14 protein-coding genes are annotated in these 16,320 nt (G+C 68.4%); 10 read left to right on the forward strand and 4 right to left on the reverse strand.

Features of this window, described 5'->3' with window-relative positions:
- Positions 1 to 120: 120 nt before the first annotated feature.
- The 5 genes from AC1DKQ_RS03155 (at position 121) to holA (ending at position 6,851) form a co-directional block, all read left to right on the forward strand.
- Complete coding sequence (locus AC1DKQ_RS03155; RefSeq protein ID WP_476884671.1) at positions 121 to 1,230, forward strand: DegV family protein; 1,110 nt, start codon at positions 121 to 123, stop codon at positions 1,228 to 1,230.
- 99 nt (positions 1,231 to 1,329) lie between these two features.
- Positions 1,330 to 1,509 carry a hypothetical protein gene (locus AC1DKQ_RS03160; protein WP_476884715.1) on the forward strand — a complete coding sequence of 60 codons (180 nt, stop codon included), beginning with the start codon at positions 1,330 to 1,332 and terminating at the stop codon, positions 1,507 to 1,509.
- A 1,187-nt stretch (positions 1,510 to 2,696) separates the two neighbouring features.
- The gene (locus tag AC1DKQ_RS03165) at positions 2,697 to 3,734 is read left to right on the forward strand and encodes a helix-hairpin-helix domain-containing protein (RefSeq protein ID WP_476884670.1); all 1,038 of its coding nucleotides are present in this window, start codon (positions 2,697 to 2,699) and stop codon (positions 3,732 to 3,734) included.
- A gap of 1 nt (position 3,735) precedes the next feature.
- The gene (locus AC1DKQ_RS03170; protein ID WP_476884669.1) at positions 3,736 to 5,901 is read left to right on the forward strand and encodes a ComEC/Rec2 family competence protein; all 2,166 of its coding nucleotides are present in this window, start codon (positions 3,736 to 3,738) and stop codon (positions 5,899 to 5,901) included.
- A complete protein-coding gene (gene holA, locus AC1DKQ_RS03175; RefSeq protein ID WP_476884668.1) occupies positions 5,835 to 6,851 on the forward strand; it encodes a DNA polymerase III subunit delta in 1,017 nt (338 codons plus the stop codon). Before AC1DKQ_RS03170 ends, holA begins: the two co-directional genes overlap by 67 nt.
- 157 nt (positions 6,852 to 7,008) lie before the next feature.
- On the opposite strand, the gene rpsT is transcribed toward holA, so the two are convergent.
- Together rpsT and AC1DKQ_RS03185 are read right to left on the reverse strand one after the other, a co-directional pair.
- On the reverse strand, positions 7,009 to 7,269 hold the full coding sequence (rpsT, locus tag AC1DKQ_RS03180) for a 30S ribosomal protein S20 (RefSeq protein ID WP_090581023.1): 261 nt from the start codon (positions 7,267 to 7,269) through the stop codon (positions 7,009 to 7,011).
- Between the two features lie 203 nt (positions 7,270 to 7,472).
- Positions 7,473 to 8,066, reverse strand: coding sequence for a type II toxin-antitoxin system PemK/MazF family toxin (locus AC1DKQ_RS03185; RefSeq protein WP_476884667.1), 594 nt, complete (start codon positions 8,064 to 8,066; stop codon positions 7,473 to 7,475).
- A 229-nt stretch (positions 8,067 to 8,295) separates the two neighbouring features.
- Between AC1DKQ_RS03185 and lepA the strand changes: the two genes are divergently transcribed.
- Together lepA and hemW are read left to right on the forward strand one after the other, a co-directional pair.
- The gene (gene lepA, locus AC1DKQ_RS03190; protein ID WP_229993353.1) at positions 8,296 to 10,149 is read left to right on the forward strand and encodes a translation elongation factor 4; all 1,854 of its coding nucleotides are present in this window, start codon (positions 8,296 to 8,298) and stop codon (positions 10,147 to 10,149) included.
- 45 nt (positions 10,150 to 10,194) lie between these two features.
- Complete coding sequence (gene hemW, locus AC1DKQ_RS03195) at positions 10,195 to 11,433, forward strand: radical SAM family heme chaperone HemW (RefSeq protein ID WP_476884666.1); 1,239 nt, start codon at positions 10,195 to 10,197, stop codon at positions 11,431 to 11,433.
- 126 nt (positions 11,434 to 11,559) lie between these two features.
- Here hemW and AC1DKQ_RS03200 read toward each other — a convergent pair whose 3' ends face one another.
- Both AC1DKQ_RS03200 and AC1DKQ_RS03205 read right to left on the reverse strand, forming a co-directional pair.
- Positions 11,560 to 11,979 carry a DUF4870 domain-containing protein gene (locus AC1DKQ_RS03200; protein WP_476884665.1) on the reverse strand — a complete coding sequence of 140 codons (420 nt, stop codon included), beginning with the start codon at positions 11,977 to 11,979 and terminating at the stop codon, positions 11,560 to 11,562.
- Positions 11,980 to 12,122: 143 nt separating this feature from the next.
- Positions 12,123 to 12,974, reverse strand: coding sequence for a DUF3097 domain-containing protein (locus tag AC1DKQ_RS03205; protein WP_476884664.1), 852 nt, complete (start codon positions 12,972 to 12,974; stop codon positions 12,123 to 12,125).
- Positions 12,975 to 13,303: 329 nt separating this feature from the next.
- On the opposite strand from AC1DKQ_RS03205, the gene hrcA reads away from it, so the two are divergent.
- From hrcA to AC1DKQ_RS03220, 3 genes are all read left to right on the forward strand, one after another.
- Positions 13,304 to 14,317, forward strand: a complete 1,014-nt coding sequence (gene hrcA / locus AC1DKQ_RS03210) for a heat-inducible transcriptional repressor HrcA (protein WP_476884663.1) — start codon at positions 13,304 to 13,306, stop codon at positions 14,315 to 14,317.
- A gap of 63 nt (positions 14,318 to 14,380) precedes the next feature.
- Positions 14,381 to 15,511, forward strand: a complete 1,131-nt coding sequence (gene dnaJ / locus AC1DKQ_RS03215; protein WP_476884662.1) for a molecular chaperone DnaJ — start codon at positions 14,381 to 14,383, stop codon at positions 15,509 to 15,511.
- A gap of 2 nt (positions 15,512 to 15,513) precedes the next feature.
- Positions 15,514 to 16,287 (forward strand): 16S rRNA (uracil(1498)-N(3))-methyltransferase, encoded by a 774-nt coding sequence (locus AC1DKQ_RS03220; protein ID WP_476884661.1) that lies wholly within the window; start codon positions 15,514 to 15,516, stop codon positions 16,285 to 16,287.
- Positions 16,288 to 16,320 lie beyond the last annotated feature (33 nt).

Here is a 16,320-nt window from a genome sequence, read left to right on the forward strand (position 1 = left end):
CGTACGTCCCTGACACGGGCTGCCGGCCAAAGGCGGCGGCCAGTGTCAGGGGACGTGACGGGCACGGCTGCCCTGGCCGGCGAAAAAGTCCCATGCGTCCCGACTAGCAGGAGGTCCCGGGTGCCACACCGCGAGTCGCCAGGCTGGCCATGGCTGCGCGAGCGGCTTCTTCGCCTTCGCCCGGGCCCCCGGCATGGTGTCCCCGATGTGGCTCCTGCCGCCGTCGTGCAGGTTGCGGTGGTCACAGACTCTGCCGCCGCGTTGCCAGCTGACTGGATCCGGGCCTTCGCCGCCGACGGCGGGCTGACCGTGGTTCCGATGCCCGTGATGGTCGGCGCCGAAATCTACGGCGAGGGCGAGGACGACATTACCGAGACAATCGCCGTGGCCCTCGCCAGCGGCAAGTCCGTCAAGACCTCGCGTCCGTCACCGGGGCAATTTGAACACGCCTACCGGGCCGCCAGTGAGCATGGCTTCCAGTCCGTGGTCTCGATTCACATCGCCGGTGCGCTGTCCGGCACCGCCGACTCCGCTCGCCTGGCGGCCCAACGGGTCGGCATCCCGGTAGAGGTCCTCGACTCACGGACCGTGGGGATGGCGCAGGGGATGGGCGTGCAGGGCGCCGTCGTCGCGGCCGCCGATGGCCGGGATGCTGCCGGCGTGTTGGCCTTCGCGCAGGACCGGCTGGACCGCACCAAAGTGTATTTCTATGTTCCAAGCCTGGAACAGCTGCGTCGGGGCGGCCGGATAGGGGCCGCGGCCACGCTCTGGGGAACCATGTTCTCCATCAAACCCATCCTGGCGGTTGAAGATGGCCGGATCATCCCGCTGGAAAGGGTTCGGTCCGCGGCGAAGGCCATCGCACGGCTGGAAGAAATCGTTGTGGCCGATGCCTCCACGCGTCCTGCCGGGCATGCGCGGTTGGCAGTACACCACTTTGGAAACCGGGCCGAGGCCGAGGAGCTTGCCCGGCGCCTGGCCATGGCACTGCCGTCTTGTCCGCCGGCCCAGATCAGCGCACTCCCTGCCGTCCTGGCCGCCCACGCGGGGCTCGGCGTGCTGGCGGTGATCGTGGGGGAGGGCAGCACCCCCGGGAGCTCGAGCGGCAGCGGGGCCGGCGACGCGAGCGGCTCCAGCGACGCCACTGCGGACCGCCGCACCCCGGCGGCCGGAGTGGTGGACGGCGGGGAACCGGACGCCGGCCGGGCAACCGCGCACGCTGGCGACTAGCGCCGGGGTCCTCCTTGATGGGCGAAAGGCTGGCCGGGAGCCGGCGCCGGGGGTAAAGTCACTCCACCGAACCCAGCGAACCCGGAGGACGCCATGGCAATGCAGGTGCACCACGTAGCTCAGTTAGATCGCGACGTTGCCGAAGAGGTGACCAAATGGCTGAAATACCTCAAGGGCCAAGTGACTAGCGTCCAGTTCCTTACCACCACCGTCCCGGATCCCAAGGCCGCTGACAAATGGCGGGTTCAGTACGAGGCTTACATCACCTACCAGCAGTAATTCCGAACTGAAGCTGCGCCTTACGAGCTATGCGTGGTTCTAAGGCCAAGCGTCGTTTGCAGCGTAGCCGGCGCGGTCGCGGGCGCGGTTGTCGGCCCGAGGGCCGGGTCGGTGGTGAGGCCAAGCGTCGTTTGCAGCGTAGCCGGCGCGGTCGCGGTCGCGGGCGCGGTCGTCGGCCCGAGGGCCGGGTCGGTTGCCGGCGCGGGCGGTGGAGCGGTGGTTGGGTCGGCTGTTGGCGCGAGGACCGGCGCGGTGGTTGGCGCAGGCGATGGAGTCGGGCTTGGCTCGGTTGTTGGCGCTGGGACTGGCGCGGTGGTTGGTTCGGTTACTGGCGCGGGCGGTGGAGCGGCAGTTGGATCGGGGTCCGGCGTTGTGGTCGGCCCGGGGACTGGCGCAATCGACGGCGCGGCCGACGGCGCGGGGGCCGGGTTAGCTGGCGCGGCCGACGGCGCGGGGGTCGGGGCCGTGGTTGGCCCGGGGGCTGGCGCTGTCGTGGGCTCGACGGCTGGCGCTGTTGTGGGCTCGGGGACTGGTGCGCTTGTCGGAGCGGTGGCCGGCTGATTCGGCTTGATGGTGTAACTCGGCTGCGGGCTCGAGCCGTTGACCCACAGGGCTGCATTTGCCCTGCGGGCAGCGCCGGGCTCCAGCCACCAGAAGACCTGGACGTTGCAGTGGTAGACAACCGTGAAATTGCCGACTGCGCCACTGGGTGGAACCGAGTGAATCGCCGTGGCGGCCGTCTTGGTGGTCCAGATGAAGTTTTGGTCGGCCCTCATTCCTGCCGTGCCGTCGACCGTCACATGCGCTATGCCGTAGAGACCGTGCTGCGGGCAGAAGCTGCCGTCAACGGAAATGTTGACGGTCTGGGTGGAGGTAGCTTGCGTTGTGTCTGCCATAGCAGGCGGGGGCAACATAGTGCCGCCCAGAGCCAGGACCGCCGCAGGCCCAAACAACCACTTCATTGCACACCAGCTTTCGACGCCTGATGGTCACATCCAGGCGATCAGGGTTGCCCCCAGCCGGCAAAGTTTTCTCGATTGGATCCAGACGTTACCACCGGGTCCGGGTGGGCACCACCGTAGGGAATACTTGCACGGTGCCACGAAATTACGCGTATCACTCGGGTATTTCCACATACGTCTCGTGCCGGATGTCGGCGTGGGTGAGGGATGCCTAGAGTCACTTCCATGTCACGCCGAAACCCGGGAGCTGAATCCGCCACTGGAGTCAAGGTTGCCCGTGAACGACTGGCGTCGACGCTGAGAGATGCCGGGGATGCCCCCGACGGCGGGAATGCCGGGGACGCCGTTGATTCACCGTCCGGCTGGGGCGCCGGAAATTCGCCGCCGGCCTGGAGTTCGGGGATGCAGCTGGGTGCGGACCGGGCAGCGGATCTGTCCCGGGGGCTGTTGGGTGTGCCGGCGTCTGGCCTCCCCGTCCCGTCCCCGGCGGCCCCGGCGGCCGGTGGTGTCGGGAGGCGCAGTGCCGGCGGCGCCGGAACGCACGCCGGGGAGCACCGCGGGCGCGGGGACACTGCAGGGGTGCCGCTCTCCGCGTGGTTGCGGGCCAGGACCGGGGTGCGGGCGGCGGCTCTGCTGGGCGTCCTTGCCGCGGTGTTGGGCGGCTGCTTCTGGTGGCAGGCCGGTACCGGCGGCGCGCAGGTGGTCGCGTTAAGCGAGTCCGCCCCGGCCGTGGAGGAAGTAGCCGATCCGGCAGCCAGTGAGACCATCGCGCCGGCAGGAGAGGATGCCAGCGCGGGGCCGGAAAGCATCGAGGTCCATGTTGCCGGCGCCGTGCTCAGGCCGGGGGTGGTTCAGTTGCCTTCGGGCAGTCGGCTTTACGAGGCGATCCTGGCGGCGGGCGGCGCCACGGACAAAGCGGATCCGGACCGGCTCAACCTGGCGGCGGTGGTGGAGGACGGCCAGAAGGTCCTGGTGCCCATCCGCGGCGAACCCGATCAGGCCGATGCACCCGCGGGAGGCCCACCTGCGTCCGCTTCCGCCACGGGCGGCACTGGTCACGGCAGCGGTGGCGGAAAGATTAACCTCAACACCGCCAGCCTCGAGGAACTGGGGACTCTCCCGCGCGTCGGTCCGGTCTTGGCGCAGCGCATCGTGGACTGGCGTCAACAGCACGGGCGCTTCAAGACCGTGCAGGAGCTCGACGCCGTTGACGGGATCGGTCCGAAGTTGCTAGAGGCCCTGCTGCCGCTAGTGGGCATCTGAGATGGCACGGCGGGACGCTGACGTGGGGCAGCAGGGCGTGGCAAGGCGGGACGGCGACGTGGGACGGCAGGACGAGGCGCGCCGCGGCGTGGGTCGGCCCAGCCTGCGGGGTCCTGCGGCAGCCAGACGGAGCCGCTGGCAGCCCTACGTCGATTCCGCCGTCCAGTCCCCGCAGCGCGCGGAACACGAGGCCCCGGTGGGCAACGGTCGGGTCCGTGGATCGGGCCTGCGCCTCTCTGCCGGGCACTTCACCGGCCGCCTGCTGTCCCGGTCCGCGCGTGAGACCTCCTTGGGTCGGCGCCCAACGGAACGGACCCGGCGGACGGACCTTCGGCTGGTATTACCTGTGCTCCTTGTCTGGGGGACGGCTGTGGCCGGAAATTGGTTGTCCCCTGGAGGGCTGGCGGGTCTCTGCGCGGCGCTGGCGGCGGCCGCCGGAATCCTGCTTTACCTGGCAGGCCGCGGCACCGCCGGCCGGGCCGGGCTCGGCCGCGGCACAGCCCGGAGCGCCAGGGTCCGGAGCGCCAGGATTCGGAACGCAAGGGTCCGGCGCCCCCAGACTGTGCGGGAAGCCACCCGGCACCGCCCCCGCCCCGGGCCGGCGGCAGCACGCAGCCTTCCCGCCACTGTGGCTGTGGCACTGTTGCTGTCCCTCGCGGCGGGCGCACATGCTGCCGTCGAGGCGTCCCAGCGGCATGACGGCGCCATCGCTGACGCAGTGGCCGACCACGCGGCCGTCGTCGCGGAACTGGATATCGCCGGCGCCCCGCGGCGGCTCAGGATTCCTGGATCCGGCGGGCTGGCGGACCGCTGGGCAGTCCCCGTGATGCTGAAGACGATGACCTTGGGCGGCCATACGGTTGCCGGCGAGGCCAGGCTTGTCGTCATGGGTGGAGCGGCATGGGAACACGCAGTTCCGGGCCAGCGCCTGCGCGCCACGGGCAGGCTCCGGCCCGCCGCACCCGGCGACCCGGTGGCCGGGCTCCTGTCGGCCTCGTCCCCTCCACTGGTGTTGCAGGGACCGGGGCCCTGGCAGCAGGGTCCCGGTGGGCTGCGCCGTTCCTTCACGGCCGCGTCGGCACGGGCCGGGGGCGACGCCGCCGGGCTGCTGCCCGGCATGGTCACCGGCGACACCAGCGCCCTGGATCCGGAATTGGACGCTGCCATGAAGACGGTGGGCATGACGCACCTGACCGCCGTCAGCGGCGCGAACTGCAGTCTGGTCCTGGGGACCCTGCTGCTCATCGCCCGCTCGCTGCGCCTTCCGCGCACGGCGGCCGCCGCGACCAGTCTCGCCGGACTGGCGCTGTTCGTCCTCATGGTGGGACCGGATCCCAGTGTCCTGCGGGCCGCGCTCATGGGCAGCATCGGCCTCGCGTCCGTGGCTTTTGGGCGGGCGGGGCGCGGACTCAGCCTGCTGTGCCTTGCCATCATCGGCCTGCTGTTGGCACAGCCGGTCCTGGCCATCAGCTTTGGATTCCTGCTCTCGGTGCTGGCCACTCTGGGAATTGTGGTCACCGGACGTCGCATCATGGACTGGGTGCCACCCGCGGTGCCGCGCTGGGCCGCGGCGGGCGTTGCCGTCCCCCTGTCCGCCCAGCTGTTCTGCGCCCCGGCGATCGTGCTGTTGCAACCCCAGTTTGGGGCGTACACACTGCCCGCAAACGTGGCCGCTGCAGGGCTCGTGGCGCCAGTGACACTGCTTGGCACCGCCGCTGCGGCGCTCCTGCCCGCCGTCCCTGCCGCAGCGGGGCTCCTGGTGTCCGCTGCTGCCTTCTTCGCCGGCGCTGTGGCGGGGATCGCCCGCTTTTTCGCGGCGCTCCCGGGCGCCGCTTTGCCATGGCCGGAAGGGGCTTTCGGCGCAGCCACCATGGGCGCCTTTTCCGCGACCGTGCTGGCAGCGGCGTGGCTGACCCTGCACCCGGCCGCGGTTGTCCAGGCCGTCCTGGCGGCGCACGCGCGGGTGGTTGTCGTCCTCGAAGGATTGTCACGAGCGGCGGCACGGTCGGCGGCCCGGGGGGCCGTCAGGCGCGGCTTGGAGCACCGGTCCGGGCGTGGGACCCTTAGAGTCCGCAAACCAACTTCCGGGAGGAATCACGAGTGGCTGCTGCCCAGACCCAACGGCCCAGGACCTCGGCGTCGAACACCGCCACCTGGCGCGACGTGACACCGGCTGCCGTAGTTTTGGTCGGCGGCCCGGAAGACTATTTGGGTTCGCGTGCCATGGATCGTATCCGCGGGCAGGTCCGCGAGGCGGCGCCCGACGTCGAAATTACCCGGCTCAATGCCGGCAGCTACGCGGCCGGGTCGCTGGCCATGAATGTCAGCCCTTCACTGTTCGGCGAACAGAAGCTCATCGAGGTCGAGGGGCTCGAGGCGATGAACGATGCCTTCCTCGCCGATGCCCTGAAGTATGTCGCGCAGCCGGAACCGGACGCCGTCCTGGTGCTCCGCCACGGCGGGGGAGTCCGGGGCAAGAAGCTGCTGGACGCCATCAAGGCCGCGGGCTGGCCCGTTGTCGACTGCCAGCCGCTCAAGAAGGACGCCGAGAAGATCGCCTTCGTCACGTCCGAGTTCAAGATGGCCTCCCGTCGTATCGACCCCGACGCCGTGCACTCCCTCGTCAATGCGGTCGGTGCGCAGCTCGCGGAACTCGCCGCCGCCTGCAGCCAGCTGATCGCTGACGCCACCACCGGCGTGGATGCCGCCATGGTCGACAAGTACTACGGTGGCCGGGTCGAGGCATCGGCCTTCAAGGTCGCCGACGCCGCGATGGCCGGCAACGGCCCGTTGGCCCTCTCCACACTCCGCCACGCCCTGGCCACCGGCGCGGATCCGGTACCGATCGTGGCGGCCCTGGCGTCCAAGCTGCGCTCCCTCGCCAAAGTGGCCGGCGCGCAGGGGTCGTCCTCGCAGATCGCCAAGCAGTTGGGAATGCAGCCCTGGCTCGTCGAACAAGCCCAGCGGGAAGTGCGACGCTGGACGCCCGAGGGGCTGGTCCGCTCCATCCAGGTCACCGCCGAGGCCGACGCCCAGGTCAAGGGGCTCTCCCGGGATCCCGTCTATGCCGTGGAGCATGCGGTCACGGTGATTGCCACCTCGGTCCGCAGGTCCTGACGCAAGGGGTTCGGGTCCGCCCGCCCGGCGTGTCGGGCCAGGTTCGTCCGCTGCCAGTTGGCGTAAAGATATTTGGATGTGACTCGCGGCTTAACTGGATGTGGCCGGCACCCATGGGGTGCCGGCCACAATCATCAGTTCAAGTGAACTGGAAACCTTAGAGTGCGTTGACCTTCTTGGAGATCGCGGACTTGCGGTTTGCAGCGTTGTTCTTGTGAAGAACACCCTTGCTGACAGCCTTGTCCAGCTTGCGGCCGGCTGCAACCAGTGCTGCAGCGGCAGCATCCTTGTCGGTGGACTCAACGGCGGTGTTGACGGCGCGGATGGCCGTCTTCAGCTCGGACTTGACTGCGTTGTTGCGCAGGCGAGCCTTCTCGTTGGTCAGGATGCGCTTCTTCTGGGACTTGATATTAGCCACGTGTGAACTCTCTTTTTCAATGCGGAAAATGGTCTAGAGGGCTTTCAGATTGGCCATTGACTGAGCGGCGTGGGGATACCTATGGCGACCAACCATCTGTGGCCGTCGACCTGCACGGACACACAGCTGTAAATAATAGCAGAGATGAAGGTGCAGGCACGAGTACGGCCGGCAATCCGCCGCCGCACCGGGCGCGTGGCGGGTCAGCTCCAGCCGCGGCGCTCCCGCAGGGCCGTTGCGATGAGGTTGAAGCGCCCTACGTCCAGGATCGCACCCTCGCGCCGGATGTCCTTCGCGTTGATCTGCAGAACCCGGTCCAGCTTGGCTTCGCTGGGCCGCCACTGGCGGTCCCACGGGCCCGTGCCGATGTCCACGTAGTCATCCGACCGGCGGGAGTCGCCGTCGTGGTCCTTGCTCGTGAGCATCAGGCCCAGCAGATACCGGCCGCTGGTGCCCACCAGCAGCACCGGACGGTCCTTGCCCTGGGAGTAGTCCTCTTCATAGGGCACCCAGGTCCAGACGATTTCGCCGGGTTCGGGCAGGCCGTTGGGTGCGGGGGCGTAGCGGACGGCCGCCCGGCCCTCGAAGTCGCCGGGATACGTCCCGGTCAGCCCGGCAGCCGGTGCACCGCCCGTGGCGCGGGGCCGTGCCTGGCCCGGCCGCCGCTTCCCCGCAGGCTTCCCGGCAGGTTTTGCCGCCGGTCTGCGGGTGGTCCCCGGTGTGGAGCCGCCGAGTTTGTCCAGGTAGCGGAGTGCGTCGCGGACCGCGTTGCCGATCGATCGTAAGTTCCAAGCCATGGGGAAACCATACCGGGAACCCCAGTGGGGGAGAGGGGAGCCGGCAGGGCCGCGCGGAGTAACCGCGGGACTGACAAGGGCCCGCAACGCAATGCAGGGATGCACTGCCACCGGCCCGGACGTGGGAGACTATAGGAACGACAAATGCGCCACGTCGCAGGATGGGAAACCAGCCATCCGCGCCGACCCGTGGACAAGCCAACCTTAATGCCAACAGTAAGGACCCTGCGTGTCTCCCATGGCCCGCACCGCCCCGGTGCCCGCCGCAACAGATCCGGCCATCATCCGGAACTTCTGCATCATTGCGCACATTGACCACGGCAAATCCACACTGGCCGACCGGATGCTTCAATTCACCGGCGTCGTCCAGTCCCGTGACATGAAGGCCCAGTACCTGGACCGCATGGACATTGAGCGCGAACGCGGCATCACCATTAAATCCCAGGCCGTCCGCATGCCCTGGGAACTCGACGGCACCAGCTACGCGCTGAACATGATCGACACCCCCGGGCACGTCGACTTCACGTATGAGGTCTCCCGCTCGCTCGCCGCCTGCGAAGGCGCGATCCTGCTGGTCGACGCGGCGCAGGGCATCGAGGCCCAGACCCTCGCTAACCTCTACCTGGCGATGGAAAACAACCTCACCATCATCCCGGTCCTGAATAAGATCGACCTCCCGGCAGCCCAGCCGGAGAAGTACGCGGCGGAGCTTGCCAACCTGATCGGCGGCGACCCCGACGACGTGCTCCGCGTCTCCGGCAAGACGGGCATGGGCGTCGAGGTCCTGCTGGACAAGATCGTCCGCGACCTGCCGGCCCCCGTGGGCGACCCCAACGCCCCGGCCCGGGCCATGATCTTCGACTCGGTCTACGACACCTACCGGGGTGTGGTCACCTACGTCCGCGTGGTCGACGGCATGCTGCACCCGCGCGAACGCATCCAGATGATGTCCACCCGCGCCACGCATGAGCTCCTCGAGATCGGTGTCAGCTCCCCGGAGCCCACCCCCTCCAAGGGTCTCGGCGTCGGCGAAGTCGGCTACCTCATCACCGGAGTGAAGGACGTCCGCCTGTCCAAGGTGGGCGATACCGTCACCAACCTTGCCAAACCGGCCACCGAATCCCTGCCCGGCTATGCAGACGCCAAGCCGATGGTGTTCTCCGGCCTGTACCCGCTGGACGGCACCGACTATCCGGTGCTCCGCGATGCGCTCGAGAAGCTGATGCTCAACGATGCCGCGCTGGTGTATGAGCCTGAGACGTCCGCCGCACTGGGATTCGGCTTCCGGGTGGGCTTCTTGGGCCTGCTGCACCTGGAAATCACCCGGGAGCGGCTGGAGCGCGAGTACAACCTGGACCTGATTTCCACAGCCCCCAACGTGGAATACGAGGTGACGCTGGAGGACAAGAAAATTGTCCACGTCACGAACCCCAGCGAGTACCCCACCGGCAAAATCGCTGAAGTCCGCGAGCCGATGGTCTCCGCCACCATCCTTGCGCCGAACGAGTTTGTCGGCGCCATCATGGAGCTGTGCCAGAGCCGGCGCGGCGTCATGGGCGGCATGGATTACCTCTCCGAGGACCGGGTGGAAATCCGCTACCGCCTGCCGCTGGCCGAAATCGTCTTCGACTTCTTCGACATCCTCAAGTCCAAGACCCGAGGCTACGGCTCGCTGGACTGGAAGGCCGACGGCGAACAAGTGGCCGACCTCGTCAAGGTGGACATCATGCTCCAGGGCGAGCAGGTTGACGCCTTCTCCGCCATCACGCACCGCGATAAGGCCTACGCCTACGGCGTCATGATGACCGGCAAGCTGCGCGAACTCATTCCGCGCCAGCAGTTCGAGGTGCCCATCCAGGCCGCCATCGGCTCCAGGATCATTGCCCGCGAAAGCATCCGCGCCATCCGCAAAGACGTCCTTGCCAAGTGTTACGGCGGTGACATCACCCGAAAGCGCAAACTGCTCGAAAAGCAGAAGGAAGGCAAGAAGCGCATGAAGATGGTGGGCCGCGTCGAAGTGCCGCAGGAAGCTTTTATCGCCGCGCTCACGACGGACGAGTCCAAGGACAAGGCCAAGAAGTAGCGGTGCTGGTAATGACTGTTGCTGCAGTATCGGCAGGCCTGGCCCGTGCCTAGCGTTCTTCCTCTCGGTGACCCGGCGCCGCCGGACGGGCTCCTGCCCGCCCAGGCGCGCGAGGGCGCCGATCAGCGTGCCTTCGGGCTGTACGTGCACATCCCGTTTTGTGCGGTCCGGTGCGGGTACTGCGACTTCAACACCTACACCGCCACGGAGTTGGGCGGCGGGGCCTCCCAAGACGCCTACGCCGCCACAGCGATCGCGGAGGTGGATTTCGCCGCCGAGGCCCTGAAGCTCAGCGGCCTGCCCGCGCGCCCGCTCGGCACGGTCTTTTTTGGCGGCGGCACGCCCACGCTGCTGCCGGCCGAGGACCTGGCGCGCATCCTCACGGCCGCGATCGGCGCCTGGGGCCTGCAGCCCGGGGCCGAGGTGACCACCGAGGCAAACCCGGATTCCGTCACCCCCGAATCACTCCAGCTGCTCGCCGACGCCGGGTTCACCCGGGTGTCCTTCGGCATGCAGTCGGCCGTTCCGCATGTCCTGAAGGTCCTGGACCGCACCCACACGCCCAGCAGGGTGCCCGAAGTGGTGCAGTGGGCGCGGGACGCGGGGCTCGCGGTCAGCCTCGACCTTATTTACGGGACGCCGGGGGAGTCGCTGGGTGACTGGCGCTGCTCGCTCGAGACGGCACTGTCCTACGCGCCCGACCACATCAGCGCCTACGCCTTGATTGTTGAGGATGGCACCAAGCTCGCGGCGCAGATCCGCCGCGGCGAAGTGCCCGGAATCGACGACGACGACCACGCCGCCAAGTACGAACTCGCCGACGAGCTGATTTCCGCGGCCGGGCTCACCTGGTACGAGGTCAGCAACTGGTCCCGCACCCCCGAGCAGGCCTGCCGGCACAACCTCGCCTACTGGCGGGGGGACGACTGGTGGGGCATCGGACCAGGCGCGCACTCGCACGTGGGCGGCGTCCGGTGGTGGAACGTCAAGCACCCCACCGCCTACGCCAACCGCCTCGGCGCCGGGGTCTCACCCGCCGCCGGACGCGAAACGCTGGACACCGAAACCCGCAACGTGGAACGCGTCATGCTCGAGGCCCGGCTGAACTCCGGACTCGACATCCCGAGCCTGGGCGGCCTGGGGGACACCGGCCGGCACGCCGTCGCGGGCCTGATTGCCGACGGCCTAGTGGATCCCGCGGCCGCTTTCAAGGGCCGGCTCATCCTCACGCTCAAGGGCCGGTTGTTGGCCGACGCAGTGGTCCGCAGGCTCCTGCCGGACTGAGCGGGCCGACTAGGACCCTCCGGGGCCGCCGCACGCAGCACCCGCACATGAAACCCGCACACGAATAGAGCCGGCCGCTTGCCCTGACGGGCAGCGGCCGGCTCTCTTGCTTGCGTCCGGGCTGGGCTATTTGATCCAGCGCAGGTTGAATTCGTAGCGGTGCGGCTGGCCGCGGTTGACGTGGATGCCTGCCGCCACCGAGAAGCACGTCACGGCGATCCAGATCACTGTGGCGAGCACGGCGAAGAGATTGCCCACCACGGGAATGAAGACGAGCAGATTGGCGAGCACCGCGGCGAGGGTCGGCGGCAGCGTGAAATTGAGGGCTTCCTTGGATTCCTGCGCAGTGAACGGGCCGCGGTCCTTGAAAATCAGATAGATCAGCAGCGACGGCACGCAGCCCAGGATGCCGCCGAAGTGCGCCAGCGTGGCCCACTGCCGGTCCTCGCTGGCCGTCAGCGGAAGCGCATTTGCCGGAACGCCATGGTACGGGGGCTGACCATGGCCGGCCTGGTTGCCCGTCTGTTCGCGTGCGTTATCTGCCACGGTGAAGCCCTTCGGATTGCGGTGATGCGTTGCTGCCAGGTTGTGCCTGGAATAGCCGGAACCGTGCTGGGAGCGCGGTCACCGTTCCAAGAATACTTGCTTGGGCGCGGAAATGGAGATCAGGGAGCGTCCGCCGCGGCAAACTAGGGCACGGTGAGGAAGTCAATGACCTCTTCCACGCGGCCCAGCAGGGACGGCTCGAGGTCCGCGTAGCTGCGGACCGCCCCCAATAGTTTCTGCCAGCCGACGCCGACGTCCTCCTTCGTGGAGTGGGGCCACCCGAAAGCCATCAGGATGCCTGTCTTCCAGTCGACTCCGCGGGGGATCACGGGCCACTTCTCAATACCCAGGACCGCAGGCCGGATGGCTTGCCATACATCCACATAAGGGTGGCCCACAATCAGGACGTTGCCGGCGGCGCCCGGTGAGGCCATGACGGCGTCAGCGATCCGTGACTCCTTGGAGTTTGGCACCAGGTGGTCAACGAGAACGCCGAGGCGGCGGCCGGGGCCCGGACCGAACTCCGCCACGGCGCCCGCGAGGTCGTCAATGCCGTGCAGGGGTTCGACGACGATGCCCTCCACGCGGAGGTCATCGCCCCATACCTTTTCCACCAGCTCGGCGTCGTGCTTTCCTTCCACCCAGATGCGGCTGGCCTTGGCCACCTGTGCGCGGTGCCCCGCCACCCGGACCGAGCCCGACGCCGTGCGGCCGGCACCGGAGGCCGGGGCCGCCTTCTTCGGGGCCGGCGGCATCAGTTGGATCGGCTGGCCCTCCAGCAGGAAGCCAAAGCCGAGGCGGAAGGACCGGGACTTGCCCCGCCGGTCCTCGAGCGCCACCACATGCATGCCGCCGGACTTCTCCACGCGGGTCACGGCTCCCACCCAGCCGGACTGGACCTCCTCGAGGACCATCCCGCGTTCCACCGGGACTTCCGGCAACTGGGTCTTGGCGGGGGCGGACAGGTCCTGGGGTCCCCAGTTCTGGTACGACATCTCTACACGCTTACTTTGCACTCGGAATGTACGGCGGTTGGTGGAACTCTCCGGGTCCGGAACCGGACCGCGACGGCGCGGCAACGGCAGCGGCTGCCACGGTCCCGGCACCGGCGTGACGGGAATCGCAACCCCGCGGGCCACGCCTGGAGCGAATCCAATGCTAACAACGCGGCGACTCATATTAGACTGGTTAGCACTTAGGCATGTCGAGTGCTAACCCTTGTCCGGAGACGGCCGTCTCTGTATTACCTCTGGGTACTACTTCTGGACGCGAACCGGACAACGCGGGCGGCACCGGCTGCGGGACCGTCGATTGGAGGTGGAGCGTGAGCGAACCGCGCAAACTCGAAGTGCTGCGCGCCATCGTGGAGGACTACGTCCATTCGCGTGAGCCCGTTGGTTCCAAAGCGCTGGTTGAGCGGCATCATCTTGGTGTGTCCAGCGCCACGATCCGAAATGACATGGCGGCGCTGGAGGACGAGGGCCTGATCACGGCGCCGCACACCAGCGCCGGCCGGATCCCCACCGACAAGGGCTACCGGCTCTTCGTCGACCAGATCTCAGCGGTGAAGCAGTTGTCCCAGGCCGAGCGCCGGGCAATCCAGGCGTTGCTGGAAGGATCCGAGGACCTCGACGACATCCTCGACCGGACCGTGAGGCTCCTCTCCCACCTGACCAACCAGGTCGCCGTCGTGCAGTATCCGCTGCTCAGCCGGGCCCGGGTGCGGCACATCGAGTTTGTGCTGCTGGCTCCCCGGAAGGTGCTGATTGTCCTCATCGCGGACACCGGCAAAGTGGAGCAGCGCGTCATCGATGTCGGGCAGGACATTCCCGACGACGCCCTGGCGGAGCTGCGCACCCGCTTCCTGGCGAGCCTCTCCGGGACCCCGCTGAGCCTGCTGCCCCAGCTGCTGCCCGCCGTCGTCGCCAGTGGCCCGCCCGCGCGCCGTGGTCCGGCGCAGGCGCTGGCCCGCGGCCTGGAGGCCCTGGCCACCACCAGCCGCGAGGAGCGCATGGTCATGGCCGGCACGGCCAATCTGGCACGATCCAATGTGGACTTCCCGCTCAGCATCGGCCCCGTGCTGGAGGCGCTCGAGGAACAGGTGGTCATGCTCCGCCTGCTCAGCGAAATGGCCGAAGACCCGCGCGGTGTGACCGTCAGCATTGGCCGGGAAAACCCCTACGACGGTCTCGCCGAGGCCTCGGTGGTGGCCACCGCCTACGGGCCGGACGCCACGGCCAAGGTCGGCGTCCTCGGACCCACCCGGATGGACTATCCCACCACCATGGCCGCCGTCCGCGCGGTGGCCCGTTACCTTTCGAGGATCCTGGGGCCCTGACGGGCCCGGGACCAACGCGACTTCTTGCCCCACCGGCAGTACAAAAAGGAAGAGATACAAACTTTGACCAGCCACTATGACGTTCTTGGAGTCTCCCGCGACGCAACGGGGGAGGAGATCAAGAAGGCGTACCGGAAACTGGCCCGGACCCTGCACCCGGACGTGAACCCGGGAGAAGACGCCTCGGACCGGTTCAAGGCCGTCACCCACGCCTATGAAGTCCTCTCCGATCCGCAGAAGCGCCGGGTGTATGACACCACCGGCAACGAGAACGGCACCGACAACGGCTTCGGCGGCGGCAGCTACTCGGGCCAGGGCTTCGCCTTCCAAGACATCTTCGAGACCTTCTTCGGGGCGGGCGGTGGCCAGGGCGGCCCGGCCTCCCGGGTCCGCCGCGGCCAGGACGCGCTGATCAGCGTGCGTATCGACCTCCGCGAGGCGGTTTTCGGCGTCAACAAGAAACTCGAGGTCGACACGGCTGTCGTCTGCCCGACGTGCGATGGCTCCTGCTGCCGCGAGGGCACCCACCCGGTGCGCTGCGACATCTGTGGCGGCAGCGGCCAGGTCCAGCGCGCTGTGCGCTCCATCCTGGGCCAGGTCATGACCTCGGCCCCCTGTGGATCCTGTGAGGGCTTCGGTACCGTCATCAAGGACCCCTGCAACGAATGCAACGGCCAGGGCCGGATCCGCAGCCGCCGCTCGCTGACCGTCAAGGTACCGGCGGGCGTTGGTACGGGCACCCGCATCCAGTTGTCCGGCCAGGGCGAGGCGGGCCCCGCCGGCGGTCCGGCCGGGGACCTGTATGTGGAGATCCGGGTCAACAATGACGCCACGTACGTCCGCGACGGCGACGACCTGCACGCGAGCCTCAACATCCCCATGACGGCCGCCGCACTCGGCACCGAAATTAGCCTCGATACCTTCGACGGGCAGCAGGAGATTGACGTCCGGGCCGGCACCCAGTCGGGCGAGATCATCACCCTGCGCGGCCTTGGTGTCACCCACCTCCGCGGCCACGGGCGCGGTGACCTGAAAGTGCACCTTCAGGTCGAAACGCCCGGCAAGCTCGACGCCGCCCAGGAAGACTTGCTCCGCCAGCTTGCCAAGCTGCGCGGCGAACACTTCACGGCCGGAAAGCTCGCGGCCAGCGGCGGCGTCTTCGCCAAACTCCGGGACCGGCTCGGTAACCTGTAGCGGTGAGTAACCCGGTCTTCTTCACCGCCCCCGGCACGCTGGATCAGCAGGTCCCCGGCTCCGCCTTCGTCCTGGAGGGCCCCGAGGCCCGCCACGCCGTCACCGTCAAGCGGATCGCCGTCGGCGAGGCCGTGGACATCGCCGACGGCGCGGGCAAACGGCTGACCGGCAAGGTGATGGCCGCGCTGCCCGGTGAGCTGACCGTCGAGTGCCTCGGCCTTGCCGATGAGCCGCGGCCCGGGACCAGACTGGTCCTGGTCCAAGCCCTCGCCAAGGGCGACCGCGACGAACTCGCGGCCGAAACGGCCACCGAACTGGGCATCGACGCCGTCATTCCCTGGCAGGCGGAGCGGTCTATTGTGCGGTGGAAGGCTGAACGGGCCGCGAAGGCGCACGCCAAATGGCAGTCAGTGGTGACGGCAGCTGCCAAGCAGGCGCGCCGCGCCTGGATCCCGGAGGTCCGGGCGGCAGTCGACGGCGCCGGGCTGCAGGCGGCTGTGGCGGCCGCGGACCTCGCGGTCATCCTGCACGAAGATGCCGTCCGCCCGCTGCGGCACGTCCTGGAATCATGGCTGGAAACCGCACCGCCCGGCGACGCCGGGTCCCGTGAAGTCCTGCTGATCGTGGGCCCTGAAGGCGGCATCAGCCCGCGGGAGGTGACCAGGTTGTGCGACGCAGGGGCGGTCACGGCATTGTTGGGTCACCATGTGCTGCGCTCGTCCACCGCCGGGCCGGCCGCCACCGTGCTGGCCAGCGACGTCCTCGGCCGGTGGTGACCGGCCGCCGGCGTGGCGGCTTCCTGACGTGAA

Source organism: Arthrobacter sp. 05L421, assembly GCF_056397785.1.